At 72.9% G+C, this 26,654-nt stretch carries 22 protein-coding genes; 14 read left to right on the top strand and 8 right to left on the bottom strand.

Features of this window, described 5'->3' with window-relative positions; all coding sequences use genetic code 11:
- The first annotated feature begins 130 nt into the window (after positions 1-130).
- Together ACGFI1_RS03370 and secD are read left to right on the top strand one after the other, a co-directional pair.
- The gene (locus ACGFI1_RS03370) at positions 131-598 is read left to right on the top strand and encodes a hypothetical protein (protein WP_392782472.1); all 468 of its coding nucleotides are present in this window, start codon (positions 131-133) and stop codon (positions 596-598) included.
- 64 nt (positions 599-662) lie between these two features.
- Positions 663-2,930: a protein translocase subunit SecD gene (secD, locus tag ACGFI1_RS03365; protein WP_386866964.1), complete on the top strand. Its 2,268-nt coding sequence runs from the start codon at positions 663-665 to the stop codon at positions 2,928-2,930.
- Between the two features lie 49 nt (positions 2,931-2,979).
- Here secD and ACGFI1_RS03360 read toward each other — a convergent pair whose 3' ends face one another.
- The 4 genes from ACGFI1_RS03360 to ACGFI1_RS03345 form a co-directional block, all read right to left on the bottom strand.
- Positions 2,980-4,107: a DUF4190 domain-containing protein gene (locus tag ACGFI1_RS03360; protein ID WP_392782467.1), complete on the bottom strand. Its 1,128-nt coding sequence runs from the start codon at positions 4,105-4,107 to the stop codon at positions 2,980-2,982.
- Positions 4,108-4,162: 55 nt separating this feature from the next.
- Positions 4,163-5,107: a septum formation family protein gene (locus ACGFI1_RS03355; protein WP_392782464.1), complete on the bottom strand. Its 945-nt coding sequence runs from the start codon at positions 5,105-5,107 to the stop codon at positions 4,163-4,165.
- Between the two features lie 56 nt (positions 5,108-5,163).
- On the bottom strand, positions 5,164-6,315 hold the full coding sequence (locus tag ACGFI1_RS03350) for a DUF4190 domain-containing protein (protein ID WP_392782462.1): 1,152 nt from the start codon (positions 6,313-6,315) through the stop codon (positions 5,164-5,166).
- Between the two features lie 110 nt (positions 6,316-6,425).
- Positions 6,426-8,312: a glycoside hydrolase family 15 protein gene (locus tag ACGFI1_RS03345; RefSeq protein WP_138634932.1), complete on the bottom strand. Its 1,887-nt coding sequence runs from the start codon at positions 8,310-8,312 to the stop codon at positions 6,426-6,428.
- A gap of 161 nt (positions 8,313-8,473) precedes the next feature.
- On the opposite strand from ACGFI1_RS03345, the gene ACGFI1_RS03340 reads away from it, so the two are divergent.
- The 8 genes from ACGFI1_RS03340 to sigJ all read left to right on the top strand — a co-directional run bounded on the left by ACGFI1_RS03340 (position 8,474) and on the right by sigJ (position 18,028).
- Positions 8,474-9,682, top strand: a complete 1,209-nt coding sequence (locus tag ACGFI1_RS03340) for an RNA-guided endonuclease InsQ/TnpB family protein (RefSeq protein ID WP_392782459.1) — start codon at positions 8,474-8,476, stop codon at positions 9,680-9,682.
- Positions 9,683-10,039: 357 nt separating this feature from the next.
- Positions 10,040-12,748 (top strand): pyruvate, phosphate dikinase, encoded by a 2,709-nt coding sequence (ppdK, locus tag ACGFI1_RS03335; RefSeq protein ID WP_392782456.1) that lies wholly within the window; start codon positions 10,040-10,042, stop codon positions 12,746-12,748.
- A 129-nt stretch (positions 12,749-12,877) separates the two neighbouring features.
- A complete protein-coding gene (locus tag ACGFI1_RS03330) occupies positions 12,878-13,702 on the top strand; it encodes a YdcF family protein (protein WP_392782452.1) in 825 nt (274 codons plus the stop codon).
- Between the two features lie 32 nt (positions 13,703-13,734).
- Positions 13,735-15,027, top strand: a complete 1,293-nt coding sequence (locus ACGFI1_RS03325) for a deoxyguanosinetriphosphate triphosphohydrolase (RefSeq protein WP_138634921.1) — start codon at positions 13,735-13,737, stop codon at positions 15,025-15,027.
- Between the two features lie 120 nt (positions 15,028-15,147).
- Positions 15,148-16,374: an NAD(P)/FAD-dependent oxidoreductase gene (locus ACGFI1_RS03320; RefSeq protein ID WP_387067500.1), complete on the top strand. Its 1,227-nt coding sequence runs from the start codon at positions 15,148-15,150 to the stop codon at positions 16,372-16,374.
- A gap of 24 nt (positions 16,375-16,398) precedes the next feature.
- Positions 16,399-16,599 (top strand): hypothetical protein, encoded by a 201-nt coding sequence (locus ACGFI1_RS03315; RefSeq protein ID WP_386866948.1) that lies wholly within the window; start codon positions 16,399-16,401, stop codon positions 16,597-16,599.
- Between the two features lie 72 nt (positions 16,600-16,671).
- Complete coding sequence (locus tag ACGFI1_RS03310) at positions 16,672-17,133, top strand: GtrA family protein (protein ID WP_392782448.1); 462 nt, start codon at positions 16,672-16,674, stop codon at positions 17,131-17,133.
- Position 17,134: 1 nt separating this feature from the next.
- A complete protein-coding gene (gene sigJ, locus ACGFI1_RS03305) occupies positions 17,135-18,028 on the top strand; it encodes an RNA polymerase sigma factor SigJ (protein WP_138634912.1) in 894 nt (297 codons plus the stop codon).
- On the opposite strand, the gene ACGFI1_RS03300 is transcribed toward sigJ, so the two are convergent.
- Positions 18,009-18,878, bottom strand: coding sequence for an LLM class F420-dependent oxidoreductase (locus ACGFI1_RS03300; protein ID WP_138634909.1), 870 nt, complete (start codon positions 18,876-18,878; stop codon positions 18,009-18,011). The two genes, sigJ and ACGFI1_RS03300, sit on opposite strands and share 20 nt — an antisense overlap.
- A 126-nt stretch (positions 18,879-19,004) precedes the next feature.
- Here ACGFI1_RS03300 and ACGFI1_RS03295 point away from each other — a divergent pair, with 126 nt between their 5' ends.
- Positions 19,005-19,388: a MerR family transcriptional regulator gene (locus tag ACGFI1_RS03295; RefSeq protein ID WP_138634906.1), complete on the top strand. Its 384-nt coding sequence runs from the start codon at positions 19,005-19,007 to the stop codon at positions 19,386-19,388.
- Here ACGFI1_RS03295 and ACGFI1_RS03290 read toward each other — a convergent pair.
- Together ACGFI1_RS03290 and ACGFI1_RS03285 are read right to left on the bottom strand one after the other, a co-directional pair.
- Positions 19,346-19,807 carry a hypothetical protein gene (locus ACGFI1_RS03290; RefSeq protein WP_392782444.1) on the bottom strand — a complete coding sequence of 154 codons (462 nt, stop codon included), beginning with the start codon at positions 19,805-19,807 and terminating at the stop codon, positions 19,346-19,348. The two genes, ACGFI1_RS03295 and ACGFI1_RS03290, sit on opposite strands and share 43 nt — an antisense overlap.
- Positions 19,798-20,397: a TIGR03086 family metal-binding protein gene (locus ACGFI1_RS03285; protein ID WP_392782441.1), complete on the bottom strand. Its 600-nt coding sequence runs from the start codon at positions 20,395-20,397 to the stop codon at positions 19,798-19,800. The genes ACGFI1_RS03290 and ACGFI1_RS03285 overlap by 10 nt, the downstream gene beginning before the upstream one ends.
- Before the next feature lie 83 nt (positions 20,398-20,480).
- Between ACGFI1_RS03285 and pdxR the strand changes: the two genes are divergently transcribed.
- The gene (pdxR, locus tag ACGFI1_RS03280) at positions 20,481-21,893 is read left to right on the top strand and encodes a MocR-like pyridoxine biosynthesis transcription factor PdxR (protein ID WP_392782438.1); all 1,413 of its coding nucleotides are present in this window, start codon (positions 20,481-20,483) and stop codon (positions 21,891-21,893) included.
- Positions 21,894-21,921: 28 nt separating this feature from the next.
- Here the strand turns inward: pdxR and ACGFI1_RS03275 are convergent, their stop codons facing one another.
- Positions 21,922-23,196, bottom strand: coding sequence for an ABC transporter ATP-binding protein (locus ACGFI1_RS03275; protein ID WP_392782436.1), 1,275 nt, complete (start codon positions 23,194-23,196; stop codon positions 21,922-21,924).
- Between the two features lie 253 nt (positions 23,197-23,449).
- Here ACGFI1_RS03275 and dnaG point away from each other — a divergent pair, with 253 nt between their 5' ends.
- Together dnaG and rpoD are read left to right on the top strand one after the other, a co-directional pair.
- The gene (dnaG, locus tag ACGFI1_RS03270) at positions 23,450-25,381 is read left to right on the top strand and encodes a DNA primase (protein WP_392782433.1); all 1,932 of its coding nucleotides are present in this window, start codon (positions 23,450-23,452) and stop codon (positions 25,379-25,381) included.
- A gap of 71 nt (positions 25,382-25,452) precedes the next feature.
- A complete protein-coding gene (gene rpoD, locus ACGFI1_RS03265) occupies positions 25,453-26,598 on the top strand; it encodes an RNA polymerase sigma factor RpoD (protein WP_138634938.1) in 1,146 nt (381 codons plus the stop codon).
- The last annotated feature ends 56 nt before the right edge of the window (positions 26,599-26,654 follow it).

The raw sequence follows: 26,654 nt of genomic DNA, 5'->3' as shown, positions 1-26,654 counted from the left end.
GCGCCCGTGTTTCAGCCGCCGGGAAACGAAGGTCGTCTCCGGCCCGGAGAACCTGGGCTAGGTTGGCCTGAGCGGACCGGCGGACGGCCGGACCCGCGGCGAGCGGAACGGCGGGAAGGGAGAGGGCGGCATGCGCGACGCGCGGCACCCCGCCCTGCCCCCTGCGCGCCGGCCCTTCGCGGGCACGCCCGCCGCCCGGCTGCTCGTCGTCGTGCTCGGCCTGCTCGGCTTCGTCGTCGGGCCGGTCGGCGCCGGCACCCACGGCGGCACGTCCGCCACCGGGACGGTCTCCGGCCTCCGGCCCGCGCCGGTGGCCAAGGCGCCCACCCGCGGCAGGACGTCCACCAAGCTGCGGACGGTCCGGCACGCGCAGGTCGGCCCCCGCGCGCAGGCGGTCGTCGCCGCCGCGGCCCAGCACGCGGCCGGTGCCGCCGCGCCGGGCGCGCAGCCGGTGCCCGCCGCGCTCCCGGCGGCCGGCGCCGACGTGCCGCCCCCGGCGGGGCGCCCGTACCGGCCCGCCGCCGCCCCCGTCTCGCCCGACCTCGCACCCCCCGCCGCCCCCCGCGGCCGCGCACCGCCCTCCACCGCACGGATCTGAGCCATCTGTCCGCGGTGCCGCGCGCTGAGGCGCGGCGCCGACACCCCCGTGTGGAGGTTCCCTCTTGACGCGCGCCAACATGGTGCGGGCGGTACTGGCGTTCGCCGTGCTCGCCACATCCTTCTACTTCGCCTGGTCGAAACCGGCCCGCCTCGGCCTCGACCTGCGCGGCGGCACCCAGATCGTCCTCGAGACGCAGGACTCGCAGACCACCAAGGCCAACCGCGAGTCCACCGACCGCGCCCGCGAGGTCCTGCACCGCCGCATCGACGCGCTCGGCGTCGCCGAGTCGTCCATCACCCGGTCCGGCGACAAGCGGCTGATCGTCGAGCTGCCCGACGTCCAGGACCCGACCCGCGCCACCGAGGCGATCGGCAAGACCGCGCAGCTCACCGCGCACCCCGTGCTGCCCAACACCGGCAAGGCCGAGAAGGGGCAGCAGCTGATCCCGGACGAGAGCGGGCAGCAGATCCTCATCGGCCCCGCCGCGCTCACCGGCGCCGGCATCGGCGAGGCGAGCGCCTCCTACGACGCGCAGAACCTCGGCGGCTGGGCCGTCAACGTCGACTTCAAAGGCAGCGGCGGCAAGACCTGGGAGAAGCTGACCGCCAAGGCCGCCTGCGCCGTCGGCGACGAGCGGCGCGTCGCGATCGTGCTGGACGGCAAGGTCATCTCCTCCCCGCAGGTCACCCAGAGCGTGCCCTGCGGCGTCGGCATCACCGGCGGCTCCACCCAGATCACCGGCGACTTCACCGCCGGTGAGGCCAAGGACCTCGCGGCCCTCATCCAGGGCGGCTCGCTGCCCGTCCCCGTGAAGATCATCGAGCAGCGGGTGGTCGGCCCGACCCTCGGCGACGAGGCCATCGACGCCAGCGCCAAGGCCGCGATCATCGGCATCATCCTGACCGGCCTGTTCATCGTGGCCGTCTACCGCATCGTCGGCTTCCTCGCCACGCTCGCCCTCGCCGGCTACGCGCTGATCTCCTACGCGGCGCTCGTCGCGATCGGGGCGACGCTCACCTTGCCGGGCCTCGCCGGTTTCGTCCTGGCCATCGGCATGGCGATCGACGCCAACGTGCTGGCCTTCGAACGAGCGAGAGAGGAACGGGCGGCGGCACCGGGCCGCAGCGCGCGCAACGCGCTCGCCATCGGCTTCAACAAGGCGTGGTCGGCGATCGCCGACTCCGCCGTCACCACGCTGCTCGCGGGCGGCCTGCTGTTCTGGCTGGCCTCCGGGCCCGTCCGGGGCTTCGGTGTCACGCTGACCATCGGTGTGCTCGCCTCCCTCGTCTCGGCGATGCTGCTCAGCCGCGTGCTCACCGACGCCGCCGCCGCCCGGATGCCCAAGATCATGAAGGGCAGGGCCGGCGGGCTGGCCGGCCCCGGGCGGATCCGCAACTGGCTGGAGAGCAGCGGCCCCGACATCATGAAGCGCAGCCGGATGTGGATCGGGATCTCCGTGGTCGCGGTCGCCGTCGCGCTGACCGGGATCTTCGCCCGCGGGCTGAACTTCGGCGTGGAATTCACCGGCGGACGCCTCGTCGAGTACTCCACCAGCCAGCACCTCGACATCGACAAGGCCCGCGCGGCCGTCGCCGACGCCGGGTTCCCGCGCGCCGTCGTCCAGACCTCCGGCCAGGACGACATCTCCGTCCGCACCTCCGACCTGACCAACGAGGAGGAGAAGCGGATCCAGGAGGCGCTCGCGAAGGAGGGCGGCGGCGCGACCAAGCAGCGCGACGAGCTGATCGGGCCGAGCCTCGGCGACGAGCTGCGCAAGAACGCGCTGATCGCCCTCGGCATCGCGCTGCTCGCGCAGCTGGCCTACCTGACGATCAGATTCCGCTGGACGTTCGCGAGCGGCTCGGTCCTCGCGATGTTCCACGACATCACGATCGTCACGGGCGTCTTCGCCTGGCTCGGCAAACCGATCGACGGGGTCTTCCTCGCCGCGCTGCTCACCGTCATCGGGTACTCGGTGAACGACTCCGTGGTCGTGTTCGACCGGATCCGGGAGCTGTGGGGGAACAACCCCAAGGGCCGGTTCGCCGACATCGCGAACCGGGGCACGCTGCAGACCGTCCCGCGCACGATCAACACCGGCATGGGCGCGCTGTTCATCCTCGCGGCCCTCGCGATCCTCGGCGGCGACTCGCTGACCGACTTCGCGATCGCCCTGCTGATCGGCATCGTCGTCGGGACGTACTCCAGCGTCTTCACCGCGACGCCGATCGCCGTCGTGCTGGAGCGCTTCGCGAAGGCCCCGCCGCCGCAGGGCAAGGCGAAGAAGCCCGTCCGCCGCACCGCGGACAGCTCCGGCGCCGTCGTGTAGCGCCCGCGTGCCGCCGGTGCCACCCGGCACCGGCGGCACGCCCGCGCGGTCAGTGCGGGACGACGGAGCGGTCGAGGAAGCCGTTCCGGCCCGTCACCAGGCAGATGACCAGCCGGTTGCCGGCCTCCCAGCCCAGCTTGTCGGGACCCGCCCACGCCATGTCGGCGATGTCGAACGGCGGGTCCGACCGCCACACCTCGACCGCGCGCTTGGCGCAGCCCTCCAGCGCCTTCCGATCCATCTTCGCGGCCCCCGGGTACTTGCCGCCGGGCATCGTGTAGAAGGCGAGCACCTCGTACTCGTGCTTCTCGGTGCAGGGGACGAGGGGCTGGTAGCCCTCGTCGTCCCACTTCTTGACGCAGTCTCCCGGCTGGAGCTCCGGCGTGTACCGCTCCTTGGTCTCCATGGTCTGGTCGAGGGACGCCGGGAGCAGGCCGGAGCCGGTGTAGCGCATGACGCAGGTGGCGGCGTGGTCGCCGTCCTTCCACGCCGCCTCGTCCGGCGGCGCGACGTGGAGCCGGAGGTCCTTGCCGTAGCGGCTCTTCTCCAGGAACTGCGTCCGCTCGCGGCACACCGTCCACGCCCGGTTGCCGACCTCCTCCCGGCCCGGGAACGGCACGTCCGGCAGCTCCGCCTCGGCGCCGACCTCGCCCTGGTGCGGCGTGGTGCACGGCAGCGGCCGCACGAACATGCCGGCGGGGCTCTCCTCGAACTCGCTGAAGCAGTCGCCCGGCCGCATCGAGGTGACGGCGACCTTGCCGTCCGCGCGGGCGGCGGGCACGGAGGTGTCCGGGGACAGCGGCCCGACGGTCACGACGACGGCGATGGCGGCGACCCAGGCCAGGGAGGCGGCGAGCCCGCCGACGGCCAGGCCGGTGCCCTTCTCGCCCCGGCGCCCGGTCTGGACGAAGGCGGCGACGGCGAAACCGACCGCGAGCAGGACCATGCCGAGCAGGCCCGCGACGAGCGCGACGATCGCCCACCGGTTCGTTCGCGGCCGGGCCGCGGTGGGCGGCGCGGCGAGGGGCCCAGTGAGGGGCTCGGTGAGGGGTTCGGCGAGGGGCGGGCCCGGCGCCGCCGGTGCGGTCGCGGGCGGGGGCGGGGGCGCGGCCGGCGCGTCCGGCGGCACCCAGGCGGGCGGGGTCTCGTTCGGCGGGTCGTCGTCGGGGGTGGTCATGGCGTCTCCGGAGGCGGGGGAGGGCAGTTCGTGCGGAGCGGTCGTTCGAGCGGGCTCACTTGGGCACCACTGATCCCCTCAGCAGGCCGGTGGTTCCGGTGACGAGGCAGGTGACCTGCCGGTTTCTCTTCTTCCAGTTGTCCAGGACCGGCGCCTCGACGTGCCGGCCCGCTTTCTGGCCGGCCGGGACGCGCGGCCCGGCGGGGCCGAACATCTTCTCCCAGCGGTTCCGGCACCCCGCGTCCGCGTCGCGTGCCACCGCGTCCTCGCCCGGCCACTCGCCGTCCCGCAGCGTGAAGAGGGCGTACACCTCGAACTTGTGCTCCAGGCGGCAGTCGATGGCCGGCAGGAAGCCGCTGATCTGCCACGTGGTGAGGCAGTCGCCGGGGACGAGCCGCGCCAGCGGTGTCAGTACCGTCTCCTTGGCGTCGAGGAGCGGTGCGGTGAGCCGCTTCGGGCCGGGGTAGCGCAGGAGGCACACCACGTCGCGGTCGCCGTCCTTCCACGCCTTCTCGTCGGGACGGTCGGCGTACAGTTCGAGCCGGTTCCCGTAGGCGCTCTGCCTCAGGAACCCGGTGCGTTCGCGGCACTCCTTCCGGGCCATCTCCGCGACGGCCCGGTCGCCGGGGAACGCCGAGGCGGTCAGGGTCACCTCGGCGCCGATCTCCCCCTCGTGCGGCCGGTCGCAGGGCGAGGGCAAGAGGAGCACCCGTGTCGACCGCTCTTCGAGTGCGTTGAAGCAGTCGCCGCTGCGCAGGTCGGAGGCCCACGTCTTGCCGTGCGTGTCGATCCGGCGGGCCGTGTCCTCCACGCGGTGGGCGGCCATGACCGCCGCGACGCCGAAGACGGCGGTCCAGACGGCCGCCGCCACCAGCCCGGCGGCGGCGAGGCCCCTGCCTTTCTCGCCGCGGCGTCCGGCCTGGACGAGCGCGGCGATGCCGAAGCCGACCGCGAACAGGACCAGGCCGAGCAGGCCCGTGACGAGCGCGGCGACCGCCAACCCGTTCGTCCGTCGCGGTGCGGCGGGGCCGCTCGGGTCCGCTGGTTCGGGCGCGGTCATGGCAGCAGCGGCTTCGTCATGGGGCGCTTCTCGCTTTCGCCCAGGCAGACGACGGTGCGGAGGCCGGACGTCCACTCGTCCTCCTCCGGCATCATCCAGGTGAGGATGTCCGGTGTGCGGCGCCCGCTGAACACCTTCTCGTAGCGCTTGTCGCAGCCGGCCTCCGCCCGCCGCTCGGTCGCCTTCGCGCCCGGGTACGGCCCGTCCTCGAGCCGGAAGACGGCGAAGACCTCCATCCAGTGCTCATCGGTGCACGCGAGGACGCGCTGGGCCGGCAGGTCCTCGCTCCACTTGCCGAGGCAGTCGCCGCGGGCGAGCTCGTGCCAGAGCTTGCGGTTGGGGTCAAGCGTCTCGGCGAGCGGTGCGCTGATCTTCCCGGTGCCCTCGTAGAGCATCAGGCAGACCGCCTCGCGGTCCCCGCTCCGCCAGGTCGGCCGGGTCGGCGTGATGACGTAGAGCTGCAGGTCCTCGGCGTACCTGCTCTTCTGCAGGCGGGCGAGGCGCAGGAAGCACGCGTCCTCCGCCTGCTGGAAGACCTCATGGTCGCCGGGGTAGTCGGTGCCGGGCAGGCGCAGGCTGGCACTGACCTCGCCCTGGTGCGGCCGGGTGCAGGGCAGCGCCGTCACCAGTGCCTGGACGTTCCCGTCGAAGCCGGTGAAGCAGTCGCCGACGCGCAGGAGGGAGGGCAGCACCCTGTCCTTCCCGGTGACGTGCCCGGACTCGTCGCGGTCGACGGTGAGCAGGGAGCCGACGGCCGCGGCGGCGGCGACCGCGGCGACGGCGACCCAGACGGCCGAGGCCGCCAGGCCGCCGGCGGCGAGGCCCCTGCCCTTCTCGCCGCGGCGTCCGGCCTGGACGAGCGCGGCGATGCCGAAGCCGACCGCGAACGGGACCAGCGCGAGGACGCCGGTGATCAGGGCGGCGATCGCCAGCCGGTTCGTCCGAGCGGGACCGGTCCGTGGCGGGAGGCCCGGCGGCGGTAAGGCGCCGGGCGGGGGTGCTGCACCGAGCGGAGGTGCGGGGGTGGATGAGGGTGCGGGGGTGGACGGTGGTGCAGGGGAGGGCGCCGGGTCGGCGGGGGCGTCGGGCGGAGCCCAGGCGGGGGCGGGGTCCTCCGGGAGGTCGTCAGCGGACGGTGGCGTGGTCACGGCGGAACGGTAGCCGGGGCCTCCGACAAAAGCGTCATTTCCGGCGTATGTCGATCAACTTGTGATCAAGCCTCCGGATGGCCGGGACGCCGCCCCGGCCATCCGTCCGGTCAGGCGAGCGGCGGCTGCGGCTCGTCGTTCTCCGCGCTGATCACCTGCATGACCGCGTTGATCAGCGCCAGATGGGTGAACGCCTGCGGGAAGTTGCCGAGGTGCCGGCCCGTGTGCGGGTCGATCTCCTCGGCGTACAGCTGCAGCGGGCTCGCGTACGACAGCAGCTTCTCGCACAGCGCGCGGGCCCGCTCCAGCTCGCCGATCATCACCAGCGTGCTGACCAGCCAGAACGAGCAGATCGTGAACGTGCCCTCATCGGACTCGAACCCGTCGTCGGTCTCCCCGGCCCGGTAGCGCAGGACGAGGTCGTCCTCCGACAGCTCGTCGGCGATGGCGAGCACGGTCTCGCGGACCCGCTTGTCGTCGGCGGGCAGGAACCCGAGCAGCGGGATCAGCAGCGCCGAGGCGTCCAGCGCCGTCGCGCCGTAGTGCGCGGTGAACACGCCGCGCTCGTCCAGCGCGTTCGCGAGCACGTCCGCGTGGATCTCGTCGGCGGCGGCCTGCCAGCGGCGCGCCCGGTCCTGGTCGCCGCGGATCCGGGCGAGCCGGGCACCGCGCTCGGCCGCCACCCAGCAGAAGACCTTCGAGGAGGTGAAGTGCTGCGGCTCGCCGCGCACCTCCCACATCCCGCAGTCGGGGGTGCGCCAGTTGGCGAGCGCGTCCTCCACCTGCTTGATGATGATCTTCCAGAGCCGGTCGTCGAGCCGGTCCCGCTTGCGCACGAACAGGTAGATGGAGCCGATGATCGCGCCCCACACGTCGTGCTGCGCCTGCATGTACGCCTCGTTGCCGATGCGCACGGGACGGGCGTTGCCGTACCCGGTGAGGTGCTCCAGCGTGGACTCCGGCAGCTCCTCCCGCCCGTCCAGGCCGTACATGATCTGCAGCTTGCCCTCGGCCGCCTCGGCGACGTCGGTGATGAAGTAGAAGAAGTCGTTGGCCTCCCAGTCGTAGCCGAGCGTGTAGAACGCCCACAGCGCCATCGTGGAGTCGCGGATCCAGGTGTAGCGGTAGTCCCAGTTCCGGTCGCCGCCCGGCGTCTCCGGCAGCGACGTCGTCGCCGCCGCCGCGACCGCGCCCGACGGCGCGAACGTCAGGCCCTTCAGCGTCAGCGCGCTGCGCTGCAGGTGGCTGCGCCACGGGTGGTCGGGGAAGCGGCCCCGGTCCAGCCAGTGCTGCCAGTGGTGGACGGTCCAGACGAGCCGCTCCTGCGCCTCCTCCCACGACGACGGCGCCGCGTGCTCGCTCCACGACAGCGCCACGAAGCGGGACTCGCCCTGCTTCAGCAGCGTCCGGGACGTGGCGAGCGACCCCTCGAACCCGACGTTCATGTCGGTGGTGAGCCGCAGCCCGATCCCGTTGCCGCGCGCGACCGCCTCGTGGTACCCGGCGCCGGTGTGCTCCCAGCGCGCGGGCGTCTGCCCGTAGTCGAACACCGGCATGCAGTCGAGCCGTACCTGGACCTGCCCGTTCACGCACCGCACCATCCGCAGCAGGACGTGGTCGGCGTCGTAGTCGGTGGGGGCCCTGCGGTGCGTGTGGGACCGCTCCGTCTCGTGGTGCCACGGGCCCATCAGCAGGGCGTCCGTCACCACCAGCCAGCCCCCGTGCACCCACCAGGTGGTCTCCATCACCATGGTGCCGGGGATGTACCGCTGCGCGGCGGGCACCTCGACGCCCGCCGGGCCGACCCGGAAGTACCCGGCGTCGCGGTCCAGGATCGACCCGAACACGCTCGGCGAGTCCATCTTCGGCAGGCACATCCACTCGATGTTCCCGCTCGGCGCCACCAGTGCGGTCGTCTCGCAGTCCGACAGGAACCCGAAATCGGCGATGGGGGCGAACGGATCTCCCGCCCGGCCGCCGGCGACCTTCGGCCTCACCTGGACCTCCCGCCAAATCCTTGGACTTTGGCCCGGGGAGGGACCTGGCCTCCTTCAGGGCTGCCCCGATGGAACCGGGACGGCCCCGAGTGGACGGGGTTCATGAACCGCTCCTTCCGAAAACGCTTATCGATCATGGGCCCCTGCAATACGGTTCGAACATGCGTACGGCATACAAGGTGCGGGTCTACCCCACACCTGAACAAGCGGCGGTGCTGAACCGCACGTTCGGGTGCGTGCGCAAGGTTTGGAACGAGGTCCTGGAATGGCGCACCAAACGCTACTGGGCCGAGCAGACCACAACCTCCTACGCTCAGACCGACCGGTACCTGACAGAGCTGAAACGCGACCCCGAGTTCGTGTTCCTGTGCGAGGTCTCCTCGGTCCCGCTCCAGCAGACGCTGCGGCATCAGTACACGGCGTTCGTGAACTTCTTGGCCGGACGGGCCCGCCATCCGAGGTTCAAGTCTCGTGTAGGCCGCCAATCGGCGGCCTACACTCGGTCGGCGTTCCGGTACCAGGACGGCGAGTTGCGCCTCGCGAAGATGTCCGGGCCACTGCGGTTCGTATGGTCCTGGGACGACATCGACCCCGCCACGATTGATCCGACCACGGTAACGGTGTCTCGTGACCCGGACGGCATGTGGCACGCGTCGTTCGCCGTCGCCGGCGGCGCCCCCGAACCGCTGAAGACGGCCGGTACCCGAGTCGGGCTCGACCTGGGCATCAACGACTTCGCCGTGACGAGTGACGGGGAACGCATCGCCAACCCTCGTCACCTGGAGCGCAAGCAGCGGAACCTGGCCCGGTACCAGCGGCGCGCGGCCCGCAAGCGCAGGGGCAGCGCCAACCGCAAGAAGGCCGCGCGAAAGGTCGCTGCAGGCCACGGCAAGGTCCAGCGCGCGCGAGAGGACTTCCTGCACAAGACCACCACCGAACTCGCACGTCGCTACGACGTGATCGTGGTCGAAGACCTCCATGTCGCCGGTATGGTCCGTAACCATCGACTCGCCAACCGCATCTCCGACTGCGGCTGGGGCACCTTCCGCGCTCTGCTCGAGTACAAGACAGCTCGGTGGGGACGTCGGCTCGTGGTCATCGACCGCTGGTTCCCCAGTTCCAAGATGTGCTCTCAATGCGGGCACCTGCTCGCCCGGTTGAGCCTTTCCACTCGGCACTGGACGTGCCCCGATTGCGGCACCCGGCATGACCGGGACGCCAACGCCGCCAAGAACATTCTGGCCGAAGGACTTTCGGTGTCGGCCTGTGGAGCTGATGTGAGACGGGCCGGGACATCCCGGACGCGGTCGGCGGCGAAGCAGGAAGCCCCCCGGAGCGATCCGGGTCGCGCAGGCGGCGGACGGCCGTAGGCCGCACGGGGGTCCCCCGGCTTCGGCTTGGGGACTAGTCAAAACCTCACCTCCTTGATCCATCATTCCCGCTTCCGAGCGATGGGCGCCCAAGGCCGCGCGACCCTCTCCCCGGCCGGGCCGGGAGTCGGGGTGTGGCGCTGGTCTCGCCATTGGAATAGACCATTATCTGCGGTCTGAGCTGCGAAAACTCCCTCCGCCGCACCGGGCGCCGAGGAACCGCGGCGGGCGCGGGTACAGTCCCCGCAAACAGGGCAGCGGACCCGCTTCTGCCTGGGGGAACGCGACGGCGCGCACCCCCGGCGCGGCGGGCCCGGACCTGCCACTGGGTGGAACCGGAGCGAGAAGGAGCTCCCCGTGCCGAAGTTCGTGTACGACTTCACTGAGGGCAACAAGGACCTCAAGGATCTGCTGGGCGGCAAGGGCGCCAACCTGGCCGAGATGACCAACCTCGGACTGCCCGTGCCCCCCGGGTTCACGATCACCACCGAGGCCTGCCGGCACTACCTCGAGCACGGGAACCTGCCCGAGGGACTGGCGGACGAGGTGAACGCGCACCTCGCCGGCCTTGAGTCCGCGATGGGCAAGAAGCTCGGCCAGAGCGACGACCCGCTGCTGGTCAGCGTGCGGTCGGGCGCCAAGTTCAGCATGCCGGGAATGATGGAGACCGTCCTCAACGTGGGGCTGAACGACGAGTCCGTGCACGGGCTCGCCGCCCAGGCGGGCGACGAGCGGTTCGCGTGGGACTCCTACCGGCGGCTGATCCAGATGTTCGGCAAGACCGTGCTGGACATCGACGGCGACCTGTTCGAGGAGGCCATCGAGGACGCCAAGCGCGAGCGCGGCAGCGACAACGACGCCGACCTCACCGCCGCGGACTTCGAGGCGCTCGTCGGCCGGTTCAAGGCGATCGTGCGCGAGCAGGCCGGGCGGGACTTCCCGACCGACCCGCGCGAGCAGATGGACCTCGCCGTCAAGGCGGTGTTCGACTCCTGGAACGCCGACCGCGCGATCCTGTACCGGCGGCAGGAGCGCATCCCCGTCGACCTCGGCACCGCCGTGAACATCTGCTCGATGGTCTTCGGCAACATGGGCCTGGACTCCGGTACGGGTGTGGCGTTCACCCGCGACCCCGCGTCCGGCCAGCAGGGCATCTACGGCGACTACCTGCAGAACGCGCAGGGCGAGGACGTCGTCGCCGGCATCCGCAACACGGTGCCGCTGACCGAGCTGGAGCGCATCGACAAAGCGTCCTACGACCGGCTTCTGCAGATCATGGAGACGCTGGAGAACCACTACCGCGACATGTGCGACATCGAGTTCACGATCGAGCGCGGGAAGCTGTGGATGCTGCAGACCCGGGTCGGCAAGCGGACCGCCGCCGCGGCGTTCCGCATCGCCTGCCAGCTGCTCGACCAGGGGCTCATCGACGTGGACGAGGCCGCCCGCCGCGTCACCGGCGACCAGCTCGCGCAGCTGATGTTCCCCCGGTTCGCGAGCCGGGTGGACGGCGTCCAGAAGCTGACCAAGGGCATGAACGCCTCGCCGGGCGCGGCCGTCGGCAAGGCCGTGTTCAGCTCCGCCCGCGCCGTGGAGCTGGCCGACCGGGGCGAGGACGTGATCCTCGTGCGCCGCGAGACCAACCCCGACGACCTCGCCGGCATGGTCGCCGCGAAAGGCGTGCTGACCTCGCGCGGCGGCAAGACCTCGCACGCCGCCGTCGTCGCCCGCGGCATGGGCAAGACCTGCGTGTGCGGCGCCGAGGAGCTGGACGTCGACGTCAAGAACGGCCACTTCACCGCCCCCGGCGGCGTGACCGTGTCCGAGGGCGACGTCATCTCGATCGACGGGTCGTCCGGCGACGTCTACCTCGGCGAGGTGCCCGTGGAGGACTCGCCCGTCGTCCGGTACTTCGAGGGCGAGCTGGCGCCCGACGGCGACGACCTCGTCACGGCCGTCGACCGCGTGATGAAGCACGCCGACGCGCGCGCCGCGCTGAAGGTCCGCGCGAACTCCGACAACCCCGAGGACTCGGCGCGGGCCCGCCGGTTCGGCGCCGCCGGCATCGGGCTGTGCCGCACCGAGCACATGTTCCTCGGCGACCGGCGGCAGCTGATCGAGGAGCTCGTGCTCGCCGCGGACGACGCCGAGCGGCAGGCCGCGCTGGACGCCCTGGAGCCGCTGCAGCGCGGCGACTTCGAGGGCATCTTCGCGGCCATGGACGGGCTGCCCGTCACGATCCGCCTCATCGACCCGCCCCTGCACGAGTTCCTCCCCGACATCACCGAGCTGTCGGTCAGGGTCGCGCTCGCGGGCGAGGACGCGGACCCCAAGGACCGGAGACTGCTCGAGGCGGTCAACCGACTGCACGAGCAGAACCCTATGCTCGGACTGCGCGGCGTGCGGCTCGGTTTGGTGATTCCCGGCCTGTTCGCCATGCAGGTGCGCGCGATCGCCGAGGCCGCGGCGGCGCGCCGCCGCGCGGGCGGCGACCCGCGCCCGGAGATCATGATCCCGCTCGTCGGCGCGGTGCAGGAGCTGGAGGCCGTCCGCGACGAGGCCCGCGGCATCCTCGCGCAGGTACGGGAGGCCACCGGCGTGGACGTCCCGGCGCTGGTCGGCACCATGATCGAGCTGCCGCGGGCGGCGCTGACCGCCGGGCAGATCGCCGAGGCCGCCGAGTTCTTCTCCTTCGGCACCAACGACCTCACCCAGACGACGTGGGGCTTCTCCCGCGACGACGTCGAGGCGGCGTTCTTCTCCCGCTACCTGGAGCTCGGCATCTTCGGGGCGTCGCCGTTCGAGACCCTCGACCGGGAGGGCGTCGGGCGGCTCGTCCGGATCGCCGCCGAGGAGGGCCGCCGGGCCCGTCCGGGCCTCAAGCTCGGCATCTGCGGCGAGCACGGCGGCGACCCCGACTCGGTGCACTTCTGCCACGAGGTCGGGCTGGACTACGTGTCCTGCTCGCCGTTCCGCGTCCCCGTCGCCCGGCTGGAGGCCGGCCGCGCGGCGATCGCGGCGGCGGACGCCGCGGGCGGCGCGAAGGGCGGCAGCGACAGCCGCTGACGCACCCGGCGGGCGGCCGGTTCCCTCCGGCGGGGAACCGGCCGCCGAAGGCCGTGTGGGGTCGGTAACACGCGGTACCCCCGAACTTCGGGCGCGCGCCGGACCATCTCACCTAGTGTGTCCGATGCGATGACGTTGGAAGTGGAATTGCCGGAGCCCCAGCCCGAAGAGCCCGCCGCCGAGACCCCGGACGGCCCGCGCCGGCGCCGCCGCCGCTCGCCCTGGTTCACGGTTCCGGTGAGCATCGTCCTCGGGCTGCTCGCGATCGCCGTGCTGACGCCGCTGACCGTCGGCACCCGGATCTGGTACCAGGCCCGGCAGGACGAGCGCCCCCGCTCCGACGCGATCATCGTGCTGGGCGCCGCGCAGTACAACGGGCGGCCGTCCGAGACGCTGAAGTGGCGGCTGCAGCACGCCCTGGAGCTCTACCGCGACGGCGTCGCGCCCGCCATCGTCACCGTCGGCGGCAAGGCCCCCGGCGACAACTACACCGAGGCGGGCGCCGGGCGCGCCTGGCTGATCGAGCAGGGCGGGGTGCCCGCGACCAAGGTCTTCTCGGTGCCGGTCGGCCGGGACACGCTGGAGAGCCTCAAGGCCGTCGGCGCCGAGTTCGACCGGCACCACTGGTCGTCCGCCGTGATCGTCACCGACCCCTGGCACGGGCTGCGGTCCAAGAAGATGGCGGAGGACCAGGGCATCGAGGCCGCCGCGTCGCCGACGCGGAGCGGCCCCAGCGTGCAGACCCGCGACACGCAGTTCAACTACATCGTCCGGGAGACCGGCGGCTACCTGTCGTACGTGCTGCTGGGCAAGAGCGTCCAGGTGCCGGACGAGACCATCAAGCGCATCCGCATCGACCCGTCCGGGACGCCGGGCCCGTCGTCCTCCGCGACGCCCGGGGCGTCGTCCTCCGGGACGCCGGGCGCGCCGTCCTCGGCGCCGCCGAGCCGCTGAACCGGCCGCGCCCGCTTACCCTGGATAGGGCCATGACGAGCAACGACACCGCGGGCTACCGCGACACGGCGGGCTACGGCGCCCGCGACCGGCGGCGCTGGGCGCCGGAGCCGGCCAAGCGCCGCGACCGGACGGCCTTCGAGCGCGACCGCGCCCGCGTCCTGCACAGCGCCGCGCTGCGGCGGCTGGCCGCCAAGACCCAGGTCGCCTCGCCCGGCGCCGACGCGGTGGCCGACACGGTGCAGAGCCTGCGCACCCGGCTGACGCACTCGCTGGAGTGCGCGCAGGTCGGCCGGGAGCTCGGCAAGTCCCTCGGCTGCGACCCCGACCTGGTCGAGGCGGCGTGCCTGTCGCACGACATCGGGCACCCGCCGTTCGGCCACAACGGCGAGAGCGCCCTCGACGTCGTCGCCCGCGACTGCGGCGGCTTCGAGGGCAACGCGCAGAGCCTGCGCGTGCTGACCCGGCTGGAGCCGAAGTCGTTCGCGCCGGACGGCCCGCCCCTGCACGGCCGCAGCGTCGGGCTGAACCTGACCCGCGCCGCGCTGGACGCCGCGATGAAGTACCCGTGGACGCAGGCCGAGGCGGTCAACGGCAAGTTCGGCGTCTACCCCGACGACCTGGACGTCGCCGCCTGGGTCCGGGAGGGCGCGCCGGAGGGCCGGACGTGCTTCGAGGCCCAGGTGATGGACTGGAGCGACGACGTCGCCTACTCCGTCCACGATCTGGAGGACGCGCTGGTCGCCGGGCACATCGACTTCGCCCGGCTCGCCGACCCGGCCGAGCGCCGCCTCGTCGCCGCCACCGCCGCCAAGCTGTACTGCCCGGACGCCGACCTCGCCGAGCTGGAGGAGCGCTTCACCGCGCTGCTCGCCGAGCCCTACTGGCCGGACCGCTACGACGGGACGCCGCGCAGCCTCGCCGCCCTGAAGAACCTGACCAGCACGCTGATCGGCCGGTTCTGCCTGGCCGCCGAGTCGGCGACCCGCGCCGCCTACGGGGACCGGCCGCTCACCCGGTACGCGGCGGAGCTGATCGTCCCGCGCGCGCAGCGGCTGGAGAACGCCCTGCTCAAGGGGATCACGGCGCACTACGTGTGGATCAGCCACGAGGAGGTCCGGGCCCGGCAGCGGACGCTGATCACCGAGCTGGCCGAGCTGATGCTGGCCGGCGCGCCCGAAACGCTCGACCCCGGGTTCCGCGCCGCGTTCACCGAGGCCGCCGACGACGCGGCCCGGCTGCGCGCCGTCATCGACCAGATCGCCTCGCTGACCGACCTGTCCGCGATCGCCCGGCACCGCATGCTGGGCGGCCGTCCGCGCTGATCGGCGGGCCCGCCGGGGCCGCCGCCGCCCCGCGCCCGCGCGCCGACGCGCGCCTTCGGCCCTTGTTTCCCCAATGGCGCCGCTGTAGCTATAGCTACAGGTCAACTACAGGAGGTCGCCATGCCCGAGGAGACGTTCGTCATCGCCGGAGCGAGCCTGGCCGGCGCCAAGGCGGCGGAGACGCTCCGCGCGGAGGGCTTCGAGGGCAGGGTCCTGCTGATCGGGGACGAGATCGAGCGGCCCTACGAGCGGCCGCCGCTGTCCAAGGGCTTCCTGCTGGACAAGGAACCGCGCGACAAGGCGCACGTCCACGAGGCGGACTGGTACGACAAGCACGACGTGGAGCTGCGGCTCGGCACCTCCGTCGCGTCCATCGACCGGGCCGCGCACCAGGTGCGGCTGTCCACCAAGGAGCCGGTGGGCTACGACCGGCTGCTGCTGGCGACGGGCTCGTCCGTGCGCCGGCTGGAGGTGCCCGGGTCCAAGCTGCAGGGCATCCACTACCTGCGCACGATGGCCGACTCGGCGGCGCTCAAGCAGGCGTTCGCGCACGGCGGCCGGCGCGTCGTGGTGGCGGGCGCGGGCTGGATCGGGCTGGAGACGGCCGCCGCCGCCCGCTCCTACGGCAACGAGGTGACGGTGATCGAGCCGGAGCCGGCGCCGCTGCACGCCGCGATGGGGCCCGAGCTCGGCGGGATGTTCGCCGACCTGCACCGCGAGCACGGCGTCGACCTGCGGCTGGACCAGGGCGTCGCGGGGTTCTGGGGCGCCGGGCAGGTGTCGGCCGTGGTCACCTCCGGCGGCGCCGAGGTGCCCGCGGACGTCGTGGTCGTCGGCATCGGCGTGCGGCCCAACACCCGGCTCGCGGAAGAGGCGGGCCTGGAGGTGTCCGACGGGATCCTCGTCGACCAGTCGCTGCGCACCTCCGATCCCGACATCTTCGCCGCCGGCGACGTCGCGAACGCCTACCATCCGCTGCTCGGCCGGCGGATCCGGGTGGAGCACTGGGCGAACGCGCTGAACGGCGGGCCGGCCGCCGCCCGCGCCATGCTCGGCCAGGACGTCGTCTACGACCGGATCCCGTACTTCTTCACCGACCAGTACGACCTCGGCATGGAGATGTCGGGCGTCGCGGCGCCGGGGGAGTACGACGAGGTCGTGTACCGGGGCGACCGCGCGGCCCGCGAGTTCATCGCGTTCTGGCTGTCGGGCGGGCGGGTGGTCGCCGGGATGAACGTCAACGTGTGGGACGTCACCGGGGACGTCCAGGCGCTGATCCGCTCGCGGCGCCCGGTGGACGCCGCCCGCCTCGCCGACCCCGCGGTGCCGCTGGCCGATCTTGCCTGATCCCGGCCGCGGACGGTCGGCCGGATGGCGACGGAGGAGATCGCGGCGCTCGGCCGGGCGCGGCTCGCGGTGACCGCGGTCGGCTACGCCGGGCTGCTCGGCGGCCCGCCGGTGATCGGGTTCGTCGCGCAGGGGGTGGGGCCGGCGTGGGCGCTCGCCGTGCCGGTCGCGCTGGTCGGGCTGATCGTGCTGCTGGCCCCGGCGGCGGCCACGGCGGAGGGCTGACGGCGCGCCCCCTTGATCTTTTAGTGGGGTTCCGACTTTCGGATATGTCCTACTCAGGTAAGGTCTGGGCAAGTGAGCACCTTGCAGCGGTCGAGACCGGTCGATTTGGTCTCGTCCGCCCCGGCATACCGGACATTCCTCCGCGAATTGCTGAGTTTCGGCTTCGTGGGGTGCGTCGGCACGCTCATCATGATCTTCGGTGCCAACCTGATGCGCGCCTGGCTCGGCGGCAGCCCGGTCATCAGCGTGGTCGTCCCGACCGTGGTGTCGACGCTGACGTCCTACCTGCTCAACCGGCACTGGACGTTCCGGCACCGGGACAGCGACGGCTCCGGCCGCGAAGTCGCGATCTTCTTCGCGCTGAACGGCGTCGGCCTGCTCATCCAGGTGCTGTGCACCGGCTTCACCTACTACACCCTCGGCCTGCACGGCGGCATCGCCTACAACCTCGGCCTGCTCGCCGGCGTCGGGCTCGGCGCGGCGTTCCGCTACTGGTCGTACAAGAAGTGGGTGTTCACACCGGCGGCGGCCTGACATGGCCCGGCTCGACGACGAGTGGGCGGAGCACCGCCCCGCCGTGTTCGGCGCCGCCTACCGCATCACCGGCAGCGTCGCCGACGCCGAGGACATCGTCCAGGACGTGTGGCTGCGCGCGTCGGCGCGCGGGACGCTGGACGACGTCCGCGACCTGCGCGCCTGGCTGATCACGGCGGCCGCGCGCCGCGCCTACGACGTGCTCGGCTCCGCCCGCGCGCGCCGCGTCGACTACGTCGGGCCGTGGCTGCCCGAACCGCTGCCGACCGGGCCGGACGCCGCCGAGCCGGTGCTGCTGGACGAGACCGCCGGCACCGCGATGCTCGTCGTGATGGAGGAGCTGTCGCCGCCCGAGCGGGTCGCGTTCGTCCTGCACCAGGCGTTCGGGGTGCCCTACGACCAGATCGCCGGGGTGCTCGGGAAGTCGGCCGCCGCGTGCCGGCAGCTCGCCTCGCGGGCGCGCCGCAAGGTCGCCGCGGCGCTGCCGTCCCGCCCGGCGTCCCCGAAGGAGCGCGCGGCGGTGCTGGCGGCGTTCCGGGACGCCTACGAGCGCGGCGACGAGGCGGCGCTGCTGGCGCTGCTCGACCCGGACGCCGCCTACACCACCGACGGCGGCGGCCGCGTCTTCGCCGCCCGCAAGGTCATCGCCGGGGCGGGCCGGGTCGCCACCGCGCTGCTGCGCGTCGCCGCCCGCAACGCGCTGCGGCTGGAGTTCGCGGAGATCAACGGCCGGCGCGAGCTGCTGGCGATCAGGGACGGCCGGCTGTTCGCCGTGGACATCGTGGAGGTCGCGGACGGCCGCGTCACCGCCGTCCGCCGCGTCCTCAACCCCGACAAGCTCGCCGCCGTCCGGCGCGCGGCGGCGGGACCGCGGCTCAGCGGCCCGCCGGAATGACCTTCTCGGTCCGGGCCGCGGCCTCGGCCAGCACGCCGGCCAGGTCCTGCCCGGTGGCCTGGGAGAAGATCACCTGGTCGACGCCGCGCTCGGCGGCGCGGCCGACGACGTCGACGACCTCGTCCACCGACGGCGAGCCGGGGAGCAGGGCCAGCGACGTCTTCTCGATCTCGGCGTAGTCGCGCCCCTCGCGCTCGCAGTGCTCCCGCAGCACCTCCAGCTTGCGGGGCAGCTCGTCGCCGTCGAAGAGGTTGCACGCGTCGGCGTACTTGGCGACGAACCGCAGCGTCTTCTTCTCCCCGCCGCCGCCGACCAGGACCGGCGGGTGCGGGCGGCGCAGCGCGGGCGGCGAGTTCAGCGGGCGCTCCAGCCGGTAGTGCTCGCCCTCGAACGCCGACTCGTCGCCTTGCCACATCTGATGGGCGAGCCGCAGCGTCTCCTCCAGCCGCTCGAACCGCTCGGCGGTCGGCGGGAACCGGACGCCGAGGCCGCGCGACTCCTCCTCGTTCCAGGCCGCGCCGATGCCGAGCCACGCGCGCCCGCCGGACAGCACGTCCAGCGTCGTCACGGTCTTGACCAGGATCCCGGGGTGCCGGTAGGTGACGCCGGTGACCATCGTCCCGAGGGTGATCCGCTCGGTCAGCGCCGCCGCGTAGGCGAGCGCGGAGTAGCCCTCCAGCATGGGCTCCTCCGCCGGGCCCACCCCGGTGATCTGGAAGAAGTGGTCCATCACCCAGAACGAGCTCAGCCCGCCCTGGTCGGCCTCGCGGGCCATCCGGCCGAACGTCGGGGCGATCTGCTCCGGCCCGCCGGGAAAGGTGAAGCTGGGAACCTGTAGTCCGATGCGCATGGCAGTCCCTGGTGGTCGTGTGTCCGCTCTTTCCTCCACTGTGCGACCTGGAGCGCGCTCCAGGTCAAGCGGCCTCGCCGGGCGCGCATTGACCTGGAGCGCACTCCAGGTGGAATCCTGGGGGACGTGAGCTCCTACTCTCCGGCGGAGACCGCCGACAAGAGCGGCTTCAGCATCGACACCCTGCGCTACTACGAGAAAATCGGCCTGCTGCCGGGCATCGCCCGGAACGCCGCCGGCCGGCGGGTGTTCAGCGACGACGACCTCGCCTGGCTCCACATGCTGCGCTGCCTGCGCGGGACCGGGATGCCGATCGCGGAGATGCTGCGCTACTCCGAACTGGCCCGCGGCGGCACCGGGACGTTCCAGGAGCGCCTCGACCTGCTCGAAGAGCACGACCGCCGGGTGGAGGAGCAGATCGCCGCCCTGCGCGAGCAGCAGGCGCAGATCAAGATGAAGATCGGCCTCTACCGCGACGCGGTCTGCGAGCCCGCCCCCGCCTCCGCCTGAACCAGCACGCCCTCGGCCCGCGCCCACACCTCCACCGGGTCGAACGCGTCCGCCCGCCAGGCATGGGCGCGGATCATGCCGCGGTCCCGGAACCGGCGCATGATCGCGACGTGCGGCGGCCAGCCGACGAAGCGGCGCAGCGCGGCCTCGTCCGTCCAGACGGAGACCGATCCGCACCGCCGCTGCCGGGGCCGCGACCACAGCCACAGGCCGACGGCGCCTTCCAGGTCCGGCCAGGACCGGCGGAGCGCCATGCCCGCCCGGAAGACGGACGGCAGGTCGCGCGTGTGCGCGCAGGTGAAGTCGGTGACGCTCACCAGGACCGGCCCCGCGGCGGCGGCCGGACCGGCCTGCCAGGGGCTTCTCAGTGACCCGCTCTTCAGCGTCCTGCTGTTCAGTGCCCTGCTCTTCAGTGCCATGAGGGGTCCCGTCCCAGCAGGGCGAGCAGCCGCCGGCGCGGGGCCGCGCCGGCGGGGGAGGGCAGGGCCGCGGCGAACGAGTCGGCGGGGCCCCGGCCCTCGGCGGGGACGAGGGCGGCGACCTTGAGCGACGCGGCGACGAGGTCGTCCGCCGGCTCCCACGGGACGCCGATCGCGGCGGCGACGTCCCACGCGTGGACGACCAGGTCGACGAGGTGGAAGGCGATCGCGAGGGCGGCCGGGAAGCGCCCGCCCAGCTCGGGGAGGGCCAGTTCGGCGTCGAGGGCGACGTCGGCGAAGGCGCGGGCCACGAGGTCCGCACTGGCCGCCGCAGCGGCGTACGGATCGTCCCCGAGGTCGCCGCCGCGCCAGTCGGACAGGCGGTCGCCGCCGCCCCGGGCCGACGCGGCGAAGCCCTCGTCCTGGCCGACCTGGTGGCGCAGCAGGCCGTGCAGGGTCCAGTCCGGGCACGGCGTGGGCAGGGCGAGCGCGTCCGGCTTCACCTGCGCGACGGCCGACAGGTAGAGGTCCGCCGCTCTGCGGTCCAGCGGGCGGAAGTCGGTGGTCGATAGTTCGGTCATCAGATCCATGCGGCCACGCTAGGAAGGTCCAGAGGCCCAGGTAAAGGGCCAAAAACGCGTGAAATGACTGAGCCGATTTAAGGTGGGCCCTCATGGACCTGCACGTGAGCCTGGTGGGCCGCCGCGACCTCGCCGGGCAGATCTACGCGCAGCTGCGCGCCGCGATCCTGGACGGGCGGCTGCGTGCCGGCGAGGCGGTGCCCCCGACCCGGGAGCTGGCGCGGCGGCTCGCGATCTCCCGCAACACGGTCGCGGCCGCCTACGACCGGCTCGCCGCCGAGGGCTTCCTGGAGAGCAGGGTGGGCGCCGGGACGTTCGTCCGGGAGACCGGGTCCGCCGCGCGGGGCGCCCCGGCGGCGTCGCCGCTGCGGCCCCGGGCGCGCTGGGACGAGGTGGCCGTGTGGCCCCGGCCGATGCCCGGGATCCGGTGGGACTTCCGCGCCGGGCTGCCCGACGCGGCGCTGTTCCCCTACGAGGCGTGGCGGCGGATCATGGCGGGCCTGCTGCACCCCTCGGCGCTCGGCGACCCCGGCGCGGCGGGCGACCCGGCGGGGCTGCCCGCGCTGCGCGAGGCCATCGCCCGGCACGTCGGGGTCTCCCGGTCGGTGCGGGCGGCCGGCCGCGACATCGTGGTCACCTCGGGGACGCAGCAGGCGCTCGACCTGATCGTCCGGGTGCTCCTGGAACCCGGCGACACGGTCGCCGTCGAGGACCCGGGGTACCCGCCCGTCCGGATGCTGCTGGCCGCCGCCGGGATGCGGGTCCGGGGCGTGCCGGTCGACGCGGAGGGGCTGCGCGTGGACGCGCTGCCCGGTGACGCGCGGGCCGTGTACGTCACGCCGTCCCACCAGTTCCCGCTGGGCATGCCGATGTCGCTGCCGCGCCGCCGGGCCCTGCTGGACTGGGCGCGCCGCCGCGACGTGGTGATCGTCGAGGACGACTACGACACCGAGTACCGGTACGGGGGACGGCCGATCGAGCCGCTGCAGAGCCTGGACGAGGACGGCCGCGTGCTCTACACCGGCACCTTCTCCAAGATCATGCGGCCGGTGCTGCGGCTCGGGTTCCTGGTGGCGCCGCCGTCCCTGCACCGCGCGTTCCGGATGGCGCGGTACGTCTCGTCCTGGCACGCCGAGCTGCCGGCGCAGGCGGCGCTCGCCCGGTTCATCGACGAGGGCCTGCTCGCCCGGCACATCCGCAGGTCGCGCCGCGCGTACCGGGCCCGGCACGAGCGGATCGCCGGGCTGCTCCCGGAGCTGTTCGGCGACCGGCTCGCCGTCGTCCCGGCGGAGGCGGGGCTGCACCTGAGCGCCGTCCTGCCGGCCGGGACCGACGACGCCGCGATCGCCGCGCGGGCGCTCGGCGCGGGCGTCGGGCTGTTTCCGCTGTCGGAGTTCGCGGTCACGGGGCCGGCGGTCCCCGGACTGGTCTTCGGGTACGGCGCGGTGGAGCTGCCCGCGATCGAGGCGGGCCTGCGCAGGCTGCGCGCCGCGGCCGGCGACTAGGGCGGCCGGCGACCAGAGCCGCGGGCGGCTAGCGGTGGACGGGGGTGACGCGGCGGCCGTCGGCGCCGAAGAACAGCACGCGGTCGAAGTCGACGGTCAGCGCCACGTGGGCGCCGCGGTCGGGACGGTCGCCGGGCGCGATGCGGAACACCAGGTCGGAGCGCCGGTGGTGGCCGGCGTGCTCCTCGGCGAGGCCCTCGTCGGGGGCCGGCTTGCCGAGCATCTCGCGCAGCCGGTCCCGCCAGCCGGCGGGCTCCGCCTCGTGGGACGGGGCGCGCGGCGGGCGCCCGACCTCGGACGCGTCGATCGTGGGGATGCCCGCCTCGGCGTAGGCGAGCCACTCGTGCCCGTGGAACTCCAGCGCCCTGACCTGCCCGGACAGCACCGACCCGGGCGGCGCGGGGGCGCCCGGCGCGATCGGCATCAGGGTGTCCGGCCGGATCCCGACGATCACCGCCTGGCCGTGGTGGCTGATCAGCGAGGACGCGCGCGGGTCGTCCCATGGCACGGTCAGCCGCTGCGGCCCGAAGTCCAGCAGCAGGCCCTCGCCCTCGATGGCCCACAGGGTGGCCTGCAGCAGGTTGATCGGCGGGGAGCTGAGGAACGCGGCCACGAACACCGTCGCCGGGTCCTCGTAGATCTGCTCGGGGGTGCCGACGTCCTCCAGGACGCCGTCGCGCAGCACCGCCATGCGGTCGGCCATCGTCATGGCCTCGACCTGGTCGTGGGTGACGTACACGGTGGTGGTGCCGGTGGAGCGGACCAGCGCGGCGATCTCGACCCGCAGCTCGGTGCGCAGCCCCGCGTCCAGGCTGGACAGCGGCTCGTCCATCAGGAACAGCGACGGCTCGCGGATGAGCGCCCGGCCGATCGCGGCGCGCTGCCGCTGGCCGCCGGACAGCGTGCGCGGCAGCCGGTCGATCATCGTGTTGAGGCCGAGGGCGCGGGCCAGCTCGACGACCTTCGCGCTCGCCTCGGCGCGGTCGTCGCCCGAGACCTCCAGGGGGAACATCATGTTCCCCTTGACGGTGCGGTGCGGGTAGAGCGCGCCCTCCTGGAACACCATGGCGACGTTGCGCTCGCGCGGCGGCAGGTCGTTGGCGACGGTGCCGTTCAGCCACAGGTCGCCGCCGGTGATCTCCTCCAGCCCGGCGATCATCCGCAGGATGGTCGACTTGCCGCAGCCGGACGGCCCGAGCAGGACGAACAGCTCGCCGTCGTTGATGCGCAGGCGGACGTTCCGGACGGCGGCGTGCCCGCCCGGATACACCTTGTCGACGCCGTCGAGCACAACATCCGTCATCGCGTCCGCCTGGGTGTGAGCAAAATCTCGGTTCGCCATCACATCGCGCGACAGTCCGGGTTGTCCAGACTAAATCCGTACTTGGCGGTGGTCGTTCCGGCCGAGTCCGGCCATGGACCATGGCATTTGCCCCAAGCTAGGACGTTCCAGGCTTTCCGGAGGGCGTCCCCGGACGGACTCCCCGGGGCGGGTGCGCGGCCGGTTCGGACGGGGAAGCGCCGGATGTCGCGGGCCCGCCGTAGACTCCTTCGTCGTGGCAGGCCGGATTCGCAATGAGGACATCGCACTCGTCCGGGAGCGCGCGTCCATCGACGCCGTGATCGGCGAGTACCTGCAGCTGCGCAGCGCGGGCGGTGGCAACCTCAAGGGCCTCTGCCCGTTCCACGACGAGAAGTCCCCGTCGTTCAACGTGACCCCCTCCCGCGGCCTGTACTTCTGCTTCGGCTGCGAGGCGGGCGGCGACGTCATCAAGTTCGTCCAGGAGATCGAGCACCTGTCGTTCTCCGAGGCCGTCGAGCGGCTCGCCGCCCAGGCCGGCATCCAGCTCCGCTACGAGGAGGGCGGCGGGCGCGGCCCCCGGCAGGACGGCGGCCAGCGCGCCCGCCTGATCGAGGCCCACAAGGCCGCCGCCGAGTACTACACCGGGCAGCTGGAGTCCCCGGAGGGGGCGATCGGGCGCAAGTTCCTGTCCGAGCGGGGCTTCGAGGCCGCCGACGCCGCCCGGTTCGGCGTCGGGTTCGCGCCCCGCGAGTGGGAGGGGCTCGTCCGGCACCTGCGCGCCCGCGGGTTCGCCGACCGCGACATCGTCGCCGGCGGCCTCGCCAAGGAGGGCCGGCGCGGCCCGATGGACCGCTTCCGCGGCCGGCTGATGTGGCCCATCCGCGACCTGTCCGGCGACGTCATCGGGTTCGGCGCGCGCCGCCTCTACGAGGACGACGACGGCCCCAAGTACCTGAACACCCCCGAGTCGCCGCTCTTCCACAAGGGCTCGGTGCTGTACGGCGCCGACCTGGCGAAGAAGGAGATCGCGCGGCGCAGGCAGGCCGTCGTGGTCGAGGGCTACACCGACGTGATGGCCTGCCACCTCGCGGGCGTCCCGACCGCGATCGCGACGTGCGGGACGGCGTTCGGCGACGACCACATCAAGGTGCTGCGCCGGCTGCTGATGGACCAGGACGAGTTCCGCGGCGAGGTGATCTTCACCTTCGACGGCGACGCGGCCGGCCGGAAGGCGGCGCTGCGCGCGTTCGACGACGAGCAGAAGTTCGTCTCGCAGACCTTCGTGGCCGTCCAGCCGGACGGGCTCGACCCCTGCGACCTGCGGATCCGGCACGGCGACGCGGCGGTGCGCGACCTGGTCGCCTCCCGGCTGCCGCTGTTCGAGTTCGCGGTGCGCAGCGCGATCGAGCAGCACGACCTCGACACCGTCGAGGGGCGGCTCGCCGCGCTGGACGCGGCGGCCCCGGTCGTCGCCGCCATCAAGGACCGGTCGCGCCGGCACATGTACGCCGTCAACCTCGACCGCTGGCTCGGCATCATGGACGAGCAGTTCGTGCTGCGCCGCGTCCGCGAGCTGGCGAACCGCCGGCACGCCCGCGCCCAGGCGGGGCGCGCCCCGGCCGGAAACGGCCGGAACGGCCGGCCGGGCGCCGACGAGCGGAAAGGGAACGGCGCCGAGGCGTGGCCGCCGCAGCGGCCCGCGTTCGACCCCTCGGACCCGGAGGTGCAGCGCGAGCGGGAGCTGCTGAAGCTCGCGGTGCAGCGCCCGGCGCTGCTCGGGCCGGCGTTCGACGAGGTCCCGGCCGAGGCGTTCATCGCGCCGCCGCACGCGGCGGTGCGCGCGGTGATCGCGGTGGCGGGCGGGGTGGGCGCGGCCGGCGGGGTCGCCGAGTGGGTCGCCCTGCTGCTGGAGAGCGCGCCGAACGACCAGGTCAGGGATCTGCTCACCAAGCTCGGCGTGGAGCCGGTGCGGTCCGCCCACGATTCGGATGACCGCTATGCCGGGGAATTGCTGGCCCGGATACAGGAGCGCCAGCTCACCCGGATGATCGCGGACGCGAAGTCTAAACTCGGGCGGCTGAATCCGGCCGAGGCGCAGGAGGAATACCACAAGCTCTTCGGCGATCTTGTCGCGCTTGAGCAGCAGCGACGGGTGTTGCGCGAGCGAGGGCTTGGATCACAGTAAGTCAAGGGACCGCAAAATGGGTCCTGTGATCTAGCCCTCCTTTGACGCAGACTGTCTGCGTGGGCCCTTCGGTGCTGCCTAGCGAGGCGCCATCGGTTGATCAGGTGGCGGACCTCGTCGCACGCGGCAGAGAGCGCGGCGGTGTGACCGTCGAGGACGTCGCTGCCGCGCTCGATCGCTCGGACTTGCCGGACGACTCGCTGGAGCGGGTCGTCCGGATGCTCGCAGAGCAGGGGGTGGAGGTCCTCGAATCCCAGCAGGAGACCGAGGACGTCACGCGAGCGGATGAGGGAGACCTCGGCAAGCGGGCGCCGACGAGCGACCTGGTTCGGATCTACCTGAGAGAGATCGGTCGCGTACCGCTGCTCACGGCAGAAGAAGAAGTAGAACTGGCGAAATCGATCGAGGCGGGACTGTTCGCCGAGGAGAAGATGGCGCGTACCGCCGTCCTCGCCCGCGGCGAGCTGATCGACCTCGAAATGCTCTCCCGCGAGGGCGTGCGGGCGAAGCAACGGCTGATCGAGGCCAACCTGCGGCTGGTGGTCTCGATCGCGAAACGGTACGTCGGCCGGGGAATGCTCTTCCTCGACCTGATCCAGGAGGGAAATCTCGGACTCATCCGTGCGGTCGAGAAGTTCGACTACACCAAGGGGTTCAAGTTCTCGACCTACGCCACCTGGTGGATCCGGCAGGCGATCACCCGGGCGATCGCCGACCAGGCCCGGACGATCCGCATCCCGGTCCACATGGTGGAGACGATCAACAAACTGGTCCGGGTGCAGCGGCAGATGCACCAGGACCTCGGCCGGGAGCCGACGCCCGAGGAGATCGGCCTGGAGATGGGGCTGTCGCCCGTCCGGGTGGTGGAGATCCAGCGGATCGCCCAGGAGCCGGTCTCGCTGCAGTCGCCGATCGGCGAGGAGGACTCCGACCTCGGCGACTTCATCGAGGACGCGGACGCCGTCGTGCCGATCGAGGCCGCGGCGTTCATCCTGCTCCAGGACCAGCTGGAGGACATCCTCGGCACCCTGTCGGACCGCGAGCAGCGCATCATCCAGCTGCGGTTCGGCCTGGCGGACGGCCATCCGCGCACCCTGGAGGAGGTGGGCCGCGAGTTCGGCGTGACCCGGGAGCGGATCCGCCAGATCGAGTCCAAGACGCTGGCGAAGCTGCGCCACCCGTCCCGCGCGCAGATGCTCCGCGAGTATCTGGAGTGACGGCCGGCCCGGGGAGGGCGGCCCGCCGGGCCGTCCTCCCGGGGCCTGTCCCGGCA

The sequence above is a fragment of the Actinomadura geliboluensis genome (assembly GCF_043197915.1).
GTDB classification, from domain to species: Bacteria; Actinomycetota; Actinomycetes; order Streptosporangiales; family Streptosporangiaceae; genus Spirillospora; species Spirillospora geliboluensis.
Note: the sequence above shows the minus strand (reverse complement) of the source record. Positions and strands in the feature narration are given on the sequence as shown.